Origin of the sequence: Afifella sp. IM 167 (assembly GCF_020144925.1) — a bacterium.
Lineage (GTDB): Bacteria > Pseudomonadota > Alphaproteobacteria > Rhizobiales > Afifellaceae > Afifella.
Genome location: NZ_NSLC01000003.1, coordinates 164,578 through 179,907, shown reverse-complemented (window position 1 = coordinate 179,907; position 15,330 = coordinate 164,578). Strand labels below are relative to the sequence as shown.

Sequence of the window (15,330 nt, the reverse complement as noted above, 5' to 3'; positions counted from 1 at the left end):
AGCATCTCATCCCCGCCCCGGGGAGAGATCGGGGCGGAGCGTCAGCCGGTCGTCTTGGTCCCGGAAAACCGGGTGAAAGCCGTTCTGCTCATGGTGGGCGCGTTTTATCGCGCGGCGAGCCAAAGTCAATCACAAGCTATTGAAGCCGCTTTTCCCCTTCCGCTGCGACAACTTAACCAAGGCTTGAGGCTGGCCTGCCAGGATCGCGCCACCGGACGAGAGCAGGGAAGAAGGCAATGAACGCAGACGCGCTGGCCGAGAGAGCCGCCATGCCGGCCGGCCCGCCCGCCTTTTCCGAGAATGCCGGACAGAAGACGCGCCGCTGGCTTCTCGGCATCGCCTGGAGCCTGAAGAACGACGGCCCGCTCGGCGCCGCGCGCATCGGGCTCGCTCATCTTCAAGCGCTCATATCGTCCGATCCGGGCCTGCCCGCCCCCGATGCGCCGCGTCTCAGCCCGACCGGCGCGGTCGCAGTCGCGCGCGACCTCTCCGTGCCGACGCTGCGCGAGGCCTATCGGCGCGGCCTTTATCCGCTGTCGCACGTGCTCGCCCCGAAATGGCTTTCGCCCTCGCGGCGCGCCATCGTGCGGCTTTCCGACTTCCATCTCTCCAAGCGGCTGCGCAGCCATATCCGCAAGGACAGGTGGCGCGTCACCTTCGACACCGCCTTCGGCGAGGTGATGGAGGCCTGCGCCGAGCCGCGCCCCGGCCAGACGCCGCTCACCTGGATCACGCCGCAGATCATGCGCGCCTTCCAGGCCCTCCACGAGGCGGGAGACGCGCATTCCTTCGAGGTCTGGGACGAAACCGGCGCGCTGATCGGCGGCGGCTACGGCGTTGCGACGGGACGCTGCTTCACGATCGAATCGCAGTTCTTCCGCATCGACAACGCCTCCAAGGTCGGCTTCGCCTTCCTCGCCTGGCATCTCAACCGCTGGGGCTTTGCGCTGATCGACAACAAGAGGCCGTCCGACGCGGTGGCGCGCTTCGGCTTCGACACCGTGCCGCGCGCGGAATTCCTGAGGCTGATCGGCGATGCCCCGGCCGGGCCGGTAAAGCCGGGACGCTGGAGCGTGGAGGCGGCCGCCGAAGACGTCGCCGCCCTCGGAAGCTAAGGGGCGGGGCGGCCGAAGCCGCCCGCAAGCGATCTCAGCCGGCCTGCATCATCGCCAGGAAGCGTTCGCGGATCGCCTGGCCCATGCCCTTGGTGCCGACCTCCGTCAGACCCTCCGCGCCCTGTCTGGGAAGGATGTCGCGCGTGCGCAGGCCCTCGTCGAGCACCTCCGCGATCGCCGCTTCCAGCTTGCCGGCTTCCTCGATCATCCCGCAGGAATAGCGCAGCGCCATGGCGAAGGAAGCGAACATGGCGATCGGGTTCGCCACTTCCTTGCCGGCGATGTCGGGAGCCGAGCCGTGCACCGGCTCATACATCGCCTTGCGCCGGCCGGTATGCGCATCCGGCGCGCCGAGCGAGGCCGACGGCAGCATGCCGAGCGAGCCGGTCAGCATCGCCGCGACGTCCGACAGCATGTCGCCGAAGAGGTTGTCGGTGACGATGACGTCGAACTGCTTCGGCCAGCGCACCAGCTGCATGCCGCCGGCATCCGCCAGCATGTGGTCGAAGGCGATCTCGGGATATTCGCGCGCGGCGACCGCGGTCGCGACCTCGTTCCAAAGGACGCCCGACTTCATCACGTTGCGCTTTTCCATCGAGGTCACGCGCTTGTCGCGGGTCTTGGCGAGGTCGCAGGCGACCCGCACGATCCGCTCGATCTCGAAGGTGTCGTAGACCTGCGTGTCGACGGCGCGCTTCTGGCCGTTGCCGAGATCGGTGATCTCCTTCGGCTCGCCGAAATAGACGCCGCCGGTCAGCTCGCGCACGATGAGGACGTCGAGACCTTCCACCACCTCGCGCTTCAGCGAGGAGGCGTCGGCGAGCGCCGGATAGCAGATGGCGGGACGCAGATTGGCGAAGAGGCCGAGATCCTTGCGCAGCCGCAGGAGCCCGGCCTCGGGGCGCACGTCGTAGGGAACGCCGTCCCATTTCGGCCCGCCGACCGCACCGAAGAGCACCGCGTCGCAGGCGAGCGCCGTCGCCATGGTGGCCTCGGAGACCGCCACACCCTCCGCGTCGTAGGCCGAGCCGCCGACGAGACCCTCCTCGCAATCGAAGGAGCCGATCCCCTCCGCGTTCATCCAGTCGATGAGGGCCTTCACCTCGGCCATGATTTCAGGGCCGATACCGTCGCCGGCGAGGAGCAGGAGCTTGTGCGTCATCAGTTCTTCCGTCTTCAGGGGTTCGTTGAGCTAGCCGCTCGCATGGATGGAGGCAAGACGCCCCGGCCCTGCCGGAGCCGATAAGAACGTAGCTGGTGCCATCAGGCCGCCTCGTGTGACGATTCTGCCTCTGACAGCGGCAGGCGAAGGATCGCCGTCAGCCCTTCCTCGTGCCAGTCGATTTCGTAGCTGGCGCGGTACTGGGCGGCGATCTGCTGCACCATCTGCGTGCCGAAGCCATGCTTGTCCGGCCCCGGCGCGATCGGCTTCGGCCCGCCCCGCTCCCGCCAGACGATGGTGAGCTGCCGGTTATCCTCAGCGCCCTCGCTCTGCCAGGAAAGCTCGACCTGACCCTCCGGAACGCTGAGCGCCCCGTATTTGGCGGCGTTGGTGGCAAGTTCATGCAGAATGAGGCCGAGGGCGGTCGCCACGTCGTTGTCGATCTTGATCGCTTCGCCCGTCACGCTGACCTGGTCCGCATCCTCGCGCACATAAGGGGCGAGAACCAGCTTGGCGAGCCGGCCGAGATCGCTCGCCGCGGCGGCCGAGCCATGCCCCTGCGTGACGCTGTGGGCTTTCGAGAGGGCATCGATGCGCCGCCGTGTCGTGCGTGCGAGGTCGTCGGCCGATTCGGCCGAACGCGCCCCGAGCGAAAGCACCGCCGAGACCACTGCGAAGACGTTCTTGACCCGGTGGTTCAGTTCGCGGGCGAGAAGCTCGGCCTGGGCGTTCGCCTTCTTCAGGCTCTCGGCCTGCGCGGCGCGCAGCTCCGCCTCCTCCTTCAGCCGCGCATTGGCCGCGTTGAGCTCGGCCGTGCGCTTTTCCACCCGCGCCTCCAGTTCGCGCGAGGCCTGCCGCAGGTCGCCGGTCAGCGTCTCGTTCGCATCGCGCTCGCGCCGCAGCCATTCCGTCATGCGCGAGAAGGCAAGGCCCGTGCGGTGAAGCTCGTTGTAACGCGTCGCCAGAGGCGGCATCGGCTTGAGGTCGCCAGCGGCGATGTCTTCCGCCTGGCTGTAGAGCTGGCCGATGGGCCGGGTGATGGAGCGGGCGATGAGGAGCCCGATAAGGCCAGTCAGGAGCGCGACGCAGACGACGAGGACGTAACCGTTGCGCCGGCTCTCCTTGATGGCACCGAGAAAGTCGTTCTCCGGCACGTAGGTGATGACCGTCCAGGGCCAGCGCGTGCCCGGCAGCGAGGAAGCGACGGCGTGATAATCTTCCCCGCCGTAGCGAAAGCTGGAGTAATTTTGCGCCGACGGACCGGCCTTGCCGAGGCCCGGGAACGAGGCGGCCGCCGCCCGGGCGAGAGGATCGTCGAGCTCGTCGATGCGGGCAAAACGCAGCGCCTCGCCGGATTCGCTGGCCATCTTGATCTTCGCCGGATCCGGATAGGCGATGACGTCGCCCGAATTGGAAACGATGAAGGCGCCGCCATGCTCGCCGACCTTGAGGCTGGAGAGGAAGAGCGAGAGGGCCGAGATCTCGATGTCGATGCCGACGACGCCCTTCAGCTCGCCCGCCTCGCTCGTCACCGGCGTCGCGACGGTGATGCCCGGCTCGCGCGAGGAGAAGAAGATGTAAGGATCGGTCCAGGCGACCCCTTTCGCCTCCACGGCCCCGCCATACCAGGGGCGGGTGCGCGGGTCGTAGCGGTCCTGCGGATCGGAGCGGCGCGAGATGACGGAATAGGCGTCGTCGCGCCAGACGAGATCGACGCTGCGCCGCTCCGGCCGGTTCTCGATCGTCTTTGCCCGATAGGCCGGCCGGCCGAGGGAGGCGTCGCGGTTCACATAGACGAAGTCGCCTTCGGTATTGCCGTAGAAGATGCCGGCGAACTGGTCGTGCGAACGCAGCTGCTCGAAGAAGTAGCGCTCCATCGCATCTTCGTTCTCGCTGGAGACCACCTGCTGGCGGGCGAGACGCTGCGAAAGGTCGGCCGCCGCCTCGGCAGGAGCGAGGAAACCGATGGCGTGGTTGATCGTGTTATGCGCCACGTCGCGCATGAGGACGCGCGCGTGGTCAAGAAGAACCCGCTCGGAGGTAAAGTAGAACGGCAGAATGACTGCAGCTATGGCGACGAGCTGCAGCCCTGCGAGCGACAGTGCAAGCACACTGCGGATCGAAACCATGGCCTCTTCCCCTTGGCCACGCCATGCCTAGCATCCGCAGGGGAAGGTGACAATTCTGCTTGTCGTGTGAACCCGTTTGTGACGAACCCCGGCGCCGACGACCTGACGAGCGTGACGCTCAGCGCCCGCCAAGCGCCCGGTAGATCTTGCCGCCCGGCCGGCCGGTCGGTGGCATGCCGAAGCGCTTCTCCGCCGCCTCGATGGCGGCCCGGCTCTGCGGGCCGATCTTCCCGTCCGCCTCGCCGACATCGTAGCCCTTGGCGAGCAGGAGCCTCTGCAGCTGGAAGCGCTGCGCCCGCGACAGCGGCGGATCGTCGGTCGGCCAGGCGGTCCGCAGCCCCGGATAGCCGGCGAGCCGGTCGGCCAGATGCGAGATGGCGAGCGCATAGCTCTCCGCCTGATTGTAGGAATAGATCGCATCGAAGTTACGGAAGACGAGGAAGCCCGGCCCTTTCGGCCCAGACGGCAGGAGAAGGCCCGCCTGCGCCCCGCCGGCAAGATGCGCCCCGTCGGCCCGCACGATGCCGCGCTTGGCCCAGGTGGAAAGGCTCGCCTTGCGCCCCCTCCCGGTCGGCCCCTTGTAGCTGTCGGGCGCCTTCACCTCGATCAGCCATGATTCGCCCTTCCGCCATCCCGCCTTGTCGAGATAGTTGGCCGTCGAGGCGAGGGCATCGGCCGCCGACTTGACCAGGTCGCGCTTGCCGTCGCCGTCGCCGTCGACGGCGAGCCGGCGATAGGTGGAGGGAATGAACTGCGTCTGGCCGAAGGCGCCGGCCCAGGAGCCGTAGAGCTCCTCGAGCTCCAGGTCGCCCCGGTCGACAAGCTCAAGGGCCGCGACGAGCTCGCCGCGGAAGAACTTGGCCCGCACCCCGCCGCAGACGAGGTTGGCGAGCGCGTGCGGCAGGAAGTCGTCGCCGGCATCCTGACCGTAATTGCTTTCCACGCCCCAGATCGCCGCGATGACGTAGCGGTTGACGCCGAAGCGCCGCTCGGCCTCCCGCAGGACTCGGTCGTAGCGCCGCATCATGGTCTGGCCGTCGGCGATCCGCTGCTCGTCGACGAGGAAGCCCATATAGTCCCAGATCGGCGTCTTGAATTCCGGCTGGGCGCGCGCCTTGCGCATCACCTCTTCGTCGTAGCGCGCGGCACCGAGCGCACGCTCGGCGACGCGCCGGCTGACCCCTTCCGCCACGACCTGGCGCGTCAGGGTGTCGACACAGGCCGAGAAGCTGGCCGCGAGGGCGGGCGCCGGCAGGGCGAGACCCGCGCAAAGCGCCAGGGCGATCGCCACCTTGTGCCCACCGAAGATTGCAGTCCGCATCCTGCACTCCGCTGGCTGGTTGCAGCGCCTGTCTAAACGGATTCGGACGCGATGAGAATCCCGCCGGCCCCGGCCGGGCCGCTCACAATTTCGTAAGCATCTGAAAAAACGGCCAGAAATTTCCCGCTTCGGCCGGAGCCGTCGCAACCTAGACCCAGGGCCGGTTCTCGCTCATCCGCCCTTCATAGCCTTGGATCGCCTCGGACTTCTGCATCGTCAGGCCGATATCGTCGAGGCCGTTCAAGAGGCAGTGCCGGCGGAAGGCGTCGATCTTGAAGGGAATGCGGCCGCCATCCGGGCCGCGGATCTCCTCGGCCTCCAGGTCCACCGTCAGGGTCGCATTGGAGCCGCGCGACGCGTCGTCCATGAGCTTTTCCAGCTCTTCGGGGCTGACGACGATCGGCAGAATGCCGTTCTTGAAGCAGTTATTGTAGAAAATGTCGGCGAAGGAGGTGGAGATCACGCAGGTGATGCCGAAATCCTGCAGCGCCCAGGGCGCATGCTCGCGCGAGGAGCCGCAGCCGAAATTGTCGCCCGCGACCAGGATCTTGGCGTTCCGATAGGCCGGCTTGTTGAGGATGAAATCCTCGTTCTCCGAGCCGTCCTCGTTGAAGCGCTGCTCGTAGAAGAGCGAGGCGCCGAGGCCGGTGCGCTTGATCGTCTTCAGGAACTGCTTGGGAATGATCATGTCGGTGTCGACATTGACGATCGGCAGGGGGGCGGCAACGCCCGTCAGGGTCGTGAACTTTTCCATGGCAGCTTCCTTTCGCCGCTTCTCATGCGTCGGAGCGTTGCGGGCGTCAAGCGGGCGCGGCCTCACTCGCCCTCGTAGAGTTCGTCCATGTCGTCGTCGGAAAGGCCGAAATGATGGCCGATCTCGTGGATGAGGACATGGGTGATGATGTCTTCCAGCCGCTCCTCGTTCTCGCGCCAGTAGGTGAGGATCGCCCGCCTGTAGAGCCACACCCGGTTGGGCAGGGCGCCGGTGTAGGGCGTCGCCCCGCCATGGGCCAGGCCGATCCCCTCGAAGAGGCCGAGAAGATCGAGCGGGTCGTCGATGTCGAGCTCGTCGAGCGCATCCCGGTCGGCGGCTTCGGCGACGCGGATCTGGATATCGCCCGTAAGCCTGCGGAACTCCGCCGGCAGGGCGTCGTAGGCCGCCACCGCGAGGCGCTCGAACTCGGCAAGGTCGGGGCCGCGACCGAAGGCGGCAGCGGAAGAAAAACCGTCATGCATGTTGCAAGAGATAGGTGCTCACAAGATGCCAGAGAAGCCACAGGACGAAGACAAGGGCGAGGCCGCGGCCGACGCGCCGGCCCCAGACTTCGATCCGGTCCTGTTGCGGGGCGTCCGCCCCCGAAAAGTGCCCCTTCGCCTGGCCCGCCGCCCGCGCGAAGGAGGAGGTCCCGATCGACTCGCTGTCCCGGCTGACGCGTTTCAGCGCGTCCTCGGCCTCGCGCCGCCGCGCCTCGTCCCGCTCCTGCGGCATGCATGTGCTCCTTCGCCTGCCCGGATGCGAGCCTAAGGCCCCGCTCAAGCCCCGCCAAGCGCGCTACGGCACGAGCCTTGCGGCATGGGTCCCGCGGCACAGGCCCCGAAAAAGGCATGCAAGCGAGACAAAGAAAAAGGGCCGTCCGGAAACGGCCCCTTTCCGCATTTCCCTTGCGCCCGGCTAGCCCTGGCGGTCCCATTCGCGGATGTCGACGAAGTGACCGGCGATCGCGGCCGCCGCGGCCATGGCCGGCGAGACGAGGTGCGTGCGCCCCTTGAAGCCCTGGCGTCCCTCGAAATTGCGGTTCGAGGTGGAGGCGCAGCGCTCTTCAGGCGCCAGCTTGTCGGCGTTCATGGCCAGGCACATGGAGCAGCCCGGCTCGCGCCATTCAAAGCCCGCGGCGAGAAAGATCTTGTCGAGCCCCTCCGCCTCGGCCTGCGCCTTGACGAGGCCGGAGCCCGGCACGACCATCGCCTGGACACTGTCCGCGACCTTGCGGCCTTCGGCCACCTTCGCCGCTTCCCTCAGATCCTCGATCCGCCCGTTGGTGCACGAGCCGATGAAGACGCGGTCGAGCGTGATGTCGGTGATCTTGGTGCCCGGCGTCAGGCCCATGTATTTCAGCGCCCGCCACTTGGAGGCACGCTTGTTCTCGTCGGCGATGTCGTCCGGATTGGGCACCGCGCCGAGAACCGAGATGACGTCCTCCGGCGAGGAGCCCCAGGTGACGATCGGCGGCAGCGAAGCCGCGTCGAGCCGCACCTCGCGGTCGAAATGCGCGCCCTCGTCGGAAGGAAGGCTCTCCCAATAGGCCTTGGCCATGTCCCAGGCGGTGCCCGTGGGCGCCCGCGGCCGGTCGGCGATATAGGCGTAGGTCGTCTCGTCGGGCGCGATCATGCCGGCGCGCGCGCCCGCCTCGATCGACATGTTGCAGACCGTCATCCGCCCTTCCATGGACAGGGCGCGGATCGCCTCGCCGGCATATTCGATGACATGGCCGGTGCCGCCGGCCGTGCCGATCTCTCCGATGATGGCGAGGATGATATCCTTGGCCGTCACGCCATCCGGCAGCTTGCCGTCGACGGTGACGCGCATGTTCTTCGCCTTGGACTGGATCAGCGTCTGGGTGGCGAGGACATGCTCCACCTCCGAGGTGCCGATGCCGTGGGCAAGCGCGCCGAAAGCGCCATGCGTGGAAGTGTGGCTGTCGCCGCAGACGATCGTCATGCCCGGCAGGGTGAAGCCCTGCTCCGGCCCGATGATGTGGACGATGCCCTGCCGCTTATCGAGCTCGTTGTAATACTCGATGCCGAAATCGGCGGCGTTCTTGGCGAGCGCGCCGACCTGCACGGCCGATTCCGGATCGTCGATGCCCTTGGAGCGGTCGGTGGTCGGCACGTTGTGGTCGACGACGGCGAGCGTCTTGTCCGGCGCATGCACCTGGCGGCCGGCGATCCTCAGGCCCTCGAAGGCCTGCGGGCTCGTCACTTCATGGACGAGATGGCGGTCGATATAGAGCAGCGAGGTGCCGCCCGGCTGCGTGTCGACCAGATGGTCGTCCCAGATCTTGTCGTAGAGTGTTCTCGGTTTCATGTCTCTCGGCTTTCGGAAAATGGCGTTCGAAGGATCGGTTGGCGGCGGTTTTGTCAGCCGCCGATAAGCGAACCGTCGGAGGCGAAGAGACGCGCAAAGAAGCGCCAGGGCAGGCGCTGATGGTCGCCGATCGCCGCAAAGGCGAGCGTGGTGCGGGCGCCGACCGCGACTTGCCGCGGCCGCGCCGGGAAATTTCCCTGCGGCGACATGGGCCTCCATATAGCAAGGGTGCCGGCATCTCACAATTCTCGGGCGGCGCGGGTGACATTTTCCTGGCCGGGAGATAACCGATGCCGATGCGTCTGACCGCCCTTCTTCTTTCCGCCATCGCCTGCCTCGCCCCGGCCGCGGCCGGCGCCGCCGCCTGCGAAACGCTGCGTGACGGGCAGAACGCCTATTCCGTCTGCCGTTTCGATCCGGCGCGGGCGGCGCTGCGCACCTACCTCAGCGGTGCTTCCGGCAAGCCCTACGGCTCCTTCTCGGCGCTGAAATCGGCGGTCGAGAAGGAGGGAAAAGAGCTCGTCTTCGCCATGAACGGCGGCATGTACGACGACAGGCTGCAGCCGGTCGGGCTCTATATGGAAGAAGGCCGCACGCTGAAGCCGGCCAACACCCATGAAGGGCCTGGCAACTTCCATATGCTGCCGAACGGCGTCTTCTGGATCGGCCAGGGCAAGGCGGGCGTGATGGAGACGAAGGAATTTCTGCGCAGGAAGCCGCCGGCCGAATTCGCCACCCAGTCCGGCCCGATGCTCCTCGTCGGCGGCAAGCGCCATCCGCGCTTCCTGGAACACAGCGACAGCGCCAAGCTGCGCAACGGCGTCTGCGTCACGCCGCGCGGCGAAGCGGTCTTTGCCATCTCCGACGGGCCGGTGACCTTCTGGGAATTTTCCGGGCTCTTTAAGGAGAAGATCGGCTGCAAGGACGCTCTCTTCCTCGACGGCTCGATCTCCGCCATCTACGCGCCGGGGATCCGCCGCTTCGGGGGCTTCTTCCCGGTCGGCCCGATCATCGCGGTGACGCAGGCCCGATAGGCCGGGTCACACCGCCAGATATTCGTGGCGCAGATCCTCGTTCTCCAGCACTTCCTTGGCGGTGCCCTCATAGACCACCTCGCCCATGTCGAGGATGATCGCCCGGTCGGCGAGCTGCAGCGCGGCGATGGCGTTCTGCTCCACGATGATGGTGGTGATGCCGAGCTCCTTGATCTCGGCGACGATCTTCTCGATCTCGCGCACGATCACAGGCGCAAGCCCCTCATAGGGCTCGTCGAGGAGGAGGAGCTTGAGGTCGCGGGCGAGCGCGCGGGCGACCGCGAGCATCTGCTGCTCGCCGCCCGACATGGTCGTCGCCTCCTGGCCGCGCCGTTCCGCCAGCCGCGGGAAATGCTCGTAGATGCGCTCCAGCTCCCAGCCGCAGGGCTCGGCGATGCGAGACAAGACGAGATTTTCCTCCACGGTGAGGCCCGGAATGATGCGCCGATCCTCCGGCACCAGCACGACCCCCGCCCGCGCCGCCTGGTGCGAGACCATCTTGTGCAGCGGCAGGTCGTTCAGCCAGATCTCGCCGGTCTTCAATTCCGGGCTCGGCGCCCGGGCGATGGTCCGCAGCGTGGAGGTCTTGCCGGCGCCGTTGCGGCCCAGCAGCGCCAGGACTTCCTTCTCGTGCACCTCGAAGCTGACGCCCTGCACGATGTAGCTCTCGCCGTAATAGGCGTGCAGGTCGCGCGCGACGAAGTAGGGCTGTGCCGGCGTCTCGGCCGGCACATTCGCCGCCTCTGTGGGCGTCACCGGCTCGGCCGACGTCGTCATCGCGTTCATCAATGCGCTCCTCCGAGATAGGCTTCCTGCACCTTCGGATTGCCGCGAACCTCGTCCGGGGCGCCCTCGGCGATGATCTTGCCCTGGGCAAGGACGGAGATCCGGTCCGCCAGAGAGAAGACGACATGCATGTCGTGCTCGATGATGACCTTGGTCATGCCCCGCTCCTTGATCCGTTGCAGAAGATCGATGGTGCGGTTGGTGTCGTGGCGCGACATGCCCGCCGTCGGCTCGTCGAGGAGCAGGAGCTTGGGATGCTGGATGAGGCACATGGCGAGCTCCAGCCGGCGCTTGTCGCCGCGCGACAGCGAGGCGGCCTGCTTGGCATAAAGATGCAGGAGACCGAATTCTTCCAGAAGGTGCTCCGCTTCCGCCCTCAGCTCCTTTTCCTTCTCCAGCGAGGAGAGCGCGTTCATGCGGAACGTGCCGTCACGCTTGGCGAAGGCCGGCACCATCACGTTCTGCAGCAGCGACAGGTCCGGAAAGATCTCCGGCGTCTGGAAGACGCGCGCCACGCCGAGCTGGTTGATCTCGTAGGGCGCGCGGCCGGTGATCGTCTGGCCGGCGAAGATCACCTTGCCGGAATCGGGCGGCAGGCGGCCGATGCAGACATTGAGAAGGGTCGACTTGCCGGCCCCGTTGGGGCCGATGATGGCGTGGGTCTTGCCCTGCTCCACCTCAAGGTCGATGTCGGTGAGAGCGCGAAGGCCCCCGAAGCTCTTCTGGACGTTGGAAACGTGCAGGACGGCGTTGCTCATGTCTTCACTCCGCCGGCTGCACTTCGGTCTTCGAGCTCGAGGACCCGCGCCGGGTCACCAGCTTCCAGATCCGGCGAATGCCTTCCATGATGCCGCCCGGCAGGAAGATGACGATCACCATGAACAGGATGCCGAGCGTCAGGTGCCAGCCTTCGCCCACGAAGGGACTGACGATGGTGACGAGGAATTCCCTCGGCGCCGGCGGCAGGAAAGAGAAGGCCGAGGACAGGGCACTGTCGTTGAGGGCCGAGAAGATGTTCTCGAAATACTTGATGATGCCCGCGCCGAGGATCGGCCCGGAGATCGTCCCCGCGCCGCCGAGGATGGTCATCAGCACCACCTCGCCGGAAGCCGTCCACTGCATGCGCTCCGCCCCTGCCAGGGGGTCGGTAATGGCCAGCAGCGCCCCGGCAAGGCCGGAATACATGCCCGAGACGACGAAGATCGTCAGCATGTAGGGCCGCGGATTGAAGCCCGTATAGATCATACGGTGCTGGTTGGACTTGATGGCCCGCAGCATCATGCCGAAGGGCGAGCGCATGATCCTGAGCGCGATGTAGAAGGCGATGATGAGGAGCACGGCACACAGATAGAAGCCCGGATAGCCGACCATCTTCTCGCCGAAGAGCGAGCCGATCAGCGAGCCGGTGCGCTCCGTGCCCGTCATCGCGTCGAGGACGCGCGGATCGTCGCGCAGCACCCTCAGGCCCGTCTCGCCGTTGGTGATCGGCGTCAGCACCGAATAGGCGAGGTTGTAGCACATCTGGGCGAGCGCCAGCGTCAGGATCGAGAAGTAGATCCCCGATCGCCTGAGGCTGATGAAGCCGATGAACACCGCCGCGACGGCCGCCACCAGCATGGCGAACAGCACCGCCGGGATGATGTTCATCGTGAACAGCTTGAAGGACCAGACGGCGGCATAGGAGCCGATGCCGAGGAAGGCGGCATGGCCGAAGGAGAGATAGCCCGTCAGGCCGAACAGCAGATTGAAGCCGAGCGCGAAGATCCCGTAGATCGCGAACTTCTGCATCAGGTCCGGATAGGCCGCGCCCAGCGGCTGCAGCCACCAGGGCATGCCCAGAACGATGACGGTGAAGGCGACGATGGCGAGCCAGTCCTTGTCGACATTCGTCATCGGCTTGGTTTCGGGCCCCCGGGGCGGCAGCTGCCGGGTGGAGACGTCGAAATCCGGGTCGGAGATCGCCTTCTTGCGCTCCGCGGCGGTGGTTGGCGCGCTCATGCTCACGTCTCCATGATGCCGGACCGGCCCATCAGGCCGCGCGGCCGCACGAGCAGGATGACCACCGCGACGAGATAGATAATGATCTGGTCGATGCCGGGAAAGATGTCCTTCACTTCCGTCATGGAAGCGAAGGATTGAAGGATGCCGAGAAGGAAGCCGGCGAGGACGGCGCCGCCGAGCGATCCCATGCCCCCGACCACGACGACGACGAAGGAGATCACCAGGAAGTCCATGCCGAGATGGTAGTTCGGAGCGAGGATCGGCGCGTACATCGTTCCCGCCATGCCCGCGACGATGGCGGCGAGCGCGAAGACGATGATGAAGCGCTTTTCGATATCGATGCCGAGGAGCCCGACCGTCTCGCGGTCGCGCATGCCCGCCCGCACCGTCATGCCGAAAGTGGTGAGCTGCAGGAAGGCGAAGACGCCGGCGAGCACGACGACGGAGAAGGTGAGGTAGACCAGGCGCCACCAGGGATAGGAGATCGCCGGACCAAGGCCGAACCATTCGCCGATGGAAGCCGATCCCGCCACCGCGGAGGGCGCCTGGATCGGCACCGGATTGGCGCCGAAGACGGCCTTGATGATCTCCTGCAGCACGATCGCGAGGCCGAAGGTGACGAGAATCTGCTCGGCGTGGCTGCGCTTGTAGAAGTAGCGGATCAGGCCGCGTTCCATCACGACGCCGAAGATCAGCATCACAGGGATGGTCAACAGGATCGAGATGGGCACCGAATAGTCGATGATCATCCGGCCCCAGTCGCCGAACCAGCCCTCCAGATACGGCACTTCCTTGTAGGCTTCGAAGAAGGTGATGCTCTCGTCCTTGACGCGGGTGGAGAGCGTGAGGAGGTACTGCATGGTGACGGCGCAGAAGGCGCCGAGCATGAAGAGCGCTCCATGGGCGAAGTTGACGACGCCCAGCGTGCCGAAGACGAGGGTCAGCCCGAGCGCGATCAGCGCATAGGCGGCTCCCTTGTCGAGGCCATTCAGAATCTGAAGAACGATCGCGTCCATGTCCACTCCGACCCGGTTAACGGGCGAGCCGATTGAAGAAGATCAGGTGGGAGGTGGCCGGCCGCCAGGGGCGACCGGCCGTCCGTAGTTTCAGGCTCAGCAGCCCTGGACCTCGTAGGGACCGAGCTCGCCGCCGAAGATCGACGGGTCGTACATGACCTTCTCGGTCGGCACGACTTCCACGACCTCCAGGATGTCGAACTGGTTCTCCGGGTTCTCCTTGCCCTTCACGACGAGCACCGGCTTGAAGCACTGGTGGTCCGCGTCGCGATAGAGCGTCTGGCCGTTGCCGAGGCCGTCGAACTCGAAGCCTTCCATCGCCTTGATCACCGCCGGCGGCGTGAACTCGCCGGCCGTCTCGCAGGCATTGGCATAAAGCAGGGTCTGCGCGTAGCAGGTCTGGGCAGCCTGGGACGGCGGCTGGCCGTATTCCTCGCCGAAGGACTTGGCGAAGGCGCGGGTGCCGTCGTTGTCGAGCTGCCAGTTCCAGTTGGCGGTGCCGAGGATGCCCTTCACGGCCTCGCCGGCGCCCATTGCCATCAGCTCCGAATAGAGCGGCACGACGATCTGGAAGTCCTTGCCGTTGACCTGCTTCTCGCGCATGCCGAACTGGACCGCCTGGCGAAGCGAGTTCACCATGTCGGCGCCGTAATGGTTGAGGATCAAGACGTCGGCGCCCGAATTGAGCACCGGCGTCAGATACTGCGAGAAGTCGCCGGCACCGAGCGGCGTGCGGACCGCCGCAACGGTCTCCCAGCCGAGATTCTCGGTCGCGTTCTTGATCGATTCTTCCTGCGTCCAGCCCCAGGTGTAATCGGCGGTCAGGTGATAGGCCTTGCGGTCCTTGCCGTATTCCTGGGCGAGGATCGGGCCGAGCGCCTGGCCGGACATGTAGGCGTTGAAGAAGTGGCGGAAGCCGTAGCGCCGCTTGTCCTTGCCGGTCGTGTCGTTGGAGTGGGTGAGGCCCGCCATGAAGATGACGCCCGTCTCCTGGCAGAGCGACTGCACCGCCACCGCGACGCCCGACGAGGAGCCGCCGGAGATCATCAGGGCGCCGTCCTTCTCGATCATGCGCTTGGCCGATGCGCGGGCGGCATCCGACTTGGTCTGCGTGTCGCCCGTGACGTAGGCGACCTTCTTTCCGAGGATGCCGTTGCCCTTGAGATTGGACGGCTTGAAGGTGTTCAGCATGCCGCCGTCGCCCTCGCCGTTGAGGTGCTTCACGGCCAGCTGGAAGGCGCGCAGCTCGTCGGCGCCCTCATCCGCATACGGGCCGGTCTGCGGCACGTTGAAGCCCAGCGTGACGGTATCGCCGCCAGGCATGTTGCAATACTCGGCGGCGTAGGCGCCCTTGGTGAAGAAATACGGCGTGGCGAGCAGAGTTGCGCCCGCAGCGGAGCCTTTCAGCAGCGTGCGGCGAGTCAGACTCTTCTTGTCGATGATGCTCATGGACGTTCAGTCCCTCCCGATATTCAATTCGTTGGCGGCGAACCGCGATTGGGCGACGCATGTTCGCCGTTGCCGTCGCTATCGGTCCTCTGAGGGGCTTACAATACTACTTTCGATAGCTGCTATGCGAAAAACGCAGGTCTTGTGCAGAGCAGCGGAGCTCTTGTGCAAAGCAATAAAAAAGGCGGCCCGCAGGCCGCCTTTCGGAAAATTCTTCGAAAATTCAGGCTTT

Annotated in this window: 15 protein-coding genes; 2 read left to right on the top strand and 13 right to left on the bottom strand. The window is 66.1% G+C overall.

Annotated features, from left to right (window positions below; all coding sequences use genetic code 11):
- Positions 1–236 precede the first annotated feature (236 nt).
- Complete coding sequence (locus tag CLD20_RS06080) at positions 237–1,115, top strand: leucyl/phenylalanyl-tRNA--protein transferase (protein WP_224405705.1); 879 nt, start codon at positions 237–239, stop codon at positions 1,113–1,115.
- Between the two features lie 34 nt (positions 1,116–1,149).
- Here CLD20_RS06080 and leuB read toward each other — a convergent pair whose 3' ends face one another.
- The 8 genes from leuB to CLD20_RS06040 form a co-directional block, all read right to left on the bottom strand.
- On the bottom strand, positions 1,150–2,280 hold the full coding sequence (gene leuB, locus CLD20_RS06075; RefSeq protein WP_224405967.1) for a 3-isopropylmalate dehydrogenase: 1,131 nt from the start codon (positions 2,278–2,280) through the stop codon (positions 1,150–1,152).
- Between the two features lie 98 nt (positions 2,281–2,378).
- Positions 2,379–4,406: a cache domain-containing protein gene (locus CLD20_RS06070; protein ID WP_224405704.1), complete on the bottom strand. Its 2,028-nt coding sequence runs from the start codon at positions 4,404–4,406 to the stop codon at positions 2,379–2,381.
- A 118-nt stretch (positions 4,407–4,524) separates the two neighbouring features.
- Positions 4,525–5,727 carry a lytic murein transglycosylase gene (locus CLD20_RS06065; protein WP_224405703.1) on the bottom strand — a complete coding sequence of 401 codons (1,203 nt, stop codon included), beginning with the start codon at positions 5,725–5,727 and terminating at the stop codon, positions 4,525–4,527.
- A 148-nt stretch (positions 5,728–5,875) separates the two neighbouring features.
- Positions 5,876–6,481, bottom strand: coding sequence for a 3-isopropylmalate dehydratase small subunit (gene leuD / locus CLD20_RS06060; RefSeq protein ID WP_224405702.1), 606 nt, complete (start codon positions 6,479–6,481; stop codon positions 5,876–5,878).
- Positions 6,482–6,543: 62 nt separating this feature from the next.
- Positions 6,544–6,963, bottom strand: a complete 420-nt coding sequence (locus CLD20_RS06055) for a metallopeptidase family protein (RefSeq protein ID WP_224405701.1) — start codon at positions 6,961–6,963, stop codon at positions 6,544–6,546.
- Positions 6,956–7,216, bottom strand: a complete 261-nt coding sequence (locus CLD20_RS06050) for a hypothetical protein (RefSeq protein ID WP_224405700.1) — start codon at positions 7,214–7,216, stop codon at positions 6,956–6,958. Before CLD20_RS06050 ends, CLD20_RS06055 begins: the two co-directional genes overlap by 8 nt.
- 183 nt (positions 7,217–7,399) lie before the next feature.
- Positions 7,400–8,812: a 3-isopropylmalate dehydratase large subunit gene (leuC, locus tag CLD20_RS06045; protein WP_224405699.1), complete on the bottom strand. Its 1,413-nt coding sequence runs from the start codon at positions 8,810–8,812 to the stop codon at positions 7,400–7,402.
- Between the two features lie 53 nt (positions 8,813–8,865).
- The gene (locus CLD20_RS06040) at positions 8,866–9,021 is read right to left on the bottom strand and encodes a hypothetical protein (protein ID WP_224405698.1); all 156 of its coding nucleotides are present in this window, start codon (positions 9,019–9,021) and stop codon (positions 8,866–8,868) included.
- Positions 9,022–9,102: 81 nt separating this feature from the next.
- Here CLD20_RS06040 and CLD20_RS06035 point away from each other — a divergent pair, with 81 nt between their 5' ends.
- Complete coding sequence (locus CLD20_RS06035; protein WP_224405697.1) at positions 9,103–9,846, top strand: phosphodiester glycosidase family protein; 744 nt, start codon at positions 9,103–9,105, stop codon at positions 9,844–9,846.
- 6 nt (positions 9,847–9,852) lie between these two features.
- Here the strand turns inward: CLD20_RS06035 and CLD20_RS06030 are convergent, their stop codons facing one another.
- The 5 genes from CLD20_RS06030 to CLD20_RS06010 form a co-directional block, all read right to left on the bottom strand.
- Positions 9,853–10,632, bottom strand: coding sequence for an ABC transporter ATP-binding protein (locus CLD20_RS06030; protein WP_224405696.1), 780 nt, complete (start codon positions 10,630–10,632; stop codon positions 9,853–9,855).
- On the bottom strand, positions 10,632–11,390 hold the full coding sequence (locus CLD20_RS06025) for an ABC transporter ATP-binding protein (protein ID WP_224405695.1): 759 nt from the start codon (positions 11,388–11,390) through the stop codon (positions 10,632–10,634). Before CLD20_RS06025 ends, CLD20_RS06030 begins: the two co-directional genes overlap by 1 nt.
- 4 nt (positions 11,391–11,394) lie before the next feature.
- Complete coding sequence (locus CLD20_RS06020; protein ID WP_370636835.1) at positions 11,395–12,525, bottom strand: branched-chain amino acid ABC transporter permease; 1,131 nt, start codon at positions 12,523–12,525, stop codon at positions 11,395–11,397.
- A gap of 107 nt (positions 12,526–12,632) precedes the next feature.
- Positions 12,633–13,649 carry a branched-chain amino acid ABC transporter permease gene (locus tag CLD20_RS06015; RefSeq protein WP_224405694.1) on the bottom strand — a complete coding sequence of 339 codons (1,017 nt, stop codon included), beginning with the start codon at positions 13,647–13,649 and terminating at the stop codon, positions 12,633–12,635.
- A gap of 96 nt (positions 13,650–13,745) precedes the next feature.
- Positions 13,746–15,098, bottom strand: a complete 1,353-nt coding sequence (locus CLD20_RS06010; RefSeq protein WP_255599504.1) for a substrate-binding protein — start codon at positions 15,096–15,098, stop codon at positions 13,746–13,748.
- Positions 15,099–15,330 lie beyond the last annotated feature (232 nt).

What these genes read in the sequence shown, in the direction of transcription:
- CLD20_RS06025 (WP_224405695.1), bottom strand. Translation starts at nt 11,390, where the DNA reads ATGAGCAACGCCGTCCTGCACGTTTCCAACGTCCAGAAGAGCTTCGGG.
- CLD20_RS06055 (WP_224405701.1), bottom strand. Translation starts at nt 6,963, where the DNA reads ATGCATGACGGTTTTTCTTCCGCTGCCGCCTTCGGTCGCGGCCCCGAC.
- CLD20_RS06035 (WP_224405697.1), top strand. Translation starts at nt 9,103, where the DNA reads ATGCCGATGCGTCTGACCGCCCTTCTTCTTTCCGCCATCGCCTGCCTC.
- CLD20_RS06015 (WP_224405694.1), bottom strand. Translation starts at nt 13,649, where the DNA reads ATGGACGCGATCGTTCTTCAGATTCTGAATGGCCTCGACAAGGGAGCC.
- CLD20_RS06020 (WP_370636835.1), bottom strand. Translation starts at nt 12,525, where the DNA reads ATGACGAATGTCGACAAGGACTGGCTCGCCATCGTCGCCTTCACCGTC.
- leuD (WP_224405702.1), bottom strand. Translation starts at nt 6,481, where the DNA reads ATGGAAAAGTTCACGACCCTGACGGGCGTTGCCGCCCCCCTGCCGATC.
- CLD20_RS06040 (WP_224405698.1), bottom strand. Translation starts at nt 9,021, where the DNA reads ATGTCGCCGCAGGGAAATTTCCCGGCGCGGCCGCGGCAAGTCGCGGTC.
- CLD20_RS06080 (WP_224405705.1), top strand. Translation starts at nt 237, where the DNA reads ATGAACGCAGACGCGCTGGCCGAGAGAGCCGCCATGCCGGCCGGCCCG.
- CLD20_RS06065 (WP_224405703.1), bottom strand. Translation starts at nt 5,727, where the DNA reads ATGCGGACTGCAATCTTCGGTGGGCACAAGGTGGCGATCGCCCTGGCG.
- CLD20_RS06010 (WP_255599504.1), bottom strand. Translation starts at nt 15,098, where the DNA reads ATGAGCATCATCGACAAGAAGAGTCTGACTCGCCGCACGCTGCTGAAA.
- CLD20_RS06070 (WP_224405704.1), bottom strand. Translation starts at nt 4,406, where the DNA reads ATGGTTTCGATCCGCAGTGTGCTTGCACTGTCGCTCGCAGGGCTGCAG.
- leuC (WP_224405699.1), bottom strand. Translation starts at nt 8,812, where the DNA reads ATGAAACCGAGAACACTCTACGACAAGATCTGGGACGACCATCTGGTC.
- CLD20_RS06030 (WP_224405696.1), bottom strand. Translation starts at nt 10,632, where the DNA reads ATGAACGCGATGACGACGTCGGCCGAGCCGGTGACGCCCACAGAGGCG.
- CLD20_RS06050 (WP_224405700.1), bottom strand. Translation starts at nt 7,216, where the DNA reads ATGCCGCAGGAGCGGGACGAGGCGCGGCGGCGCGAGGCCGAGGACGCG.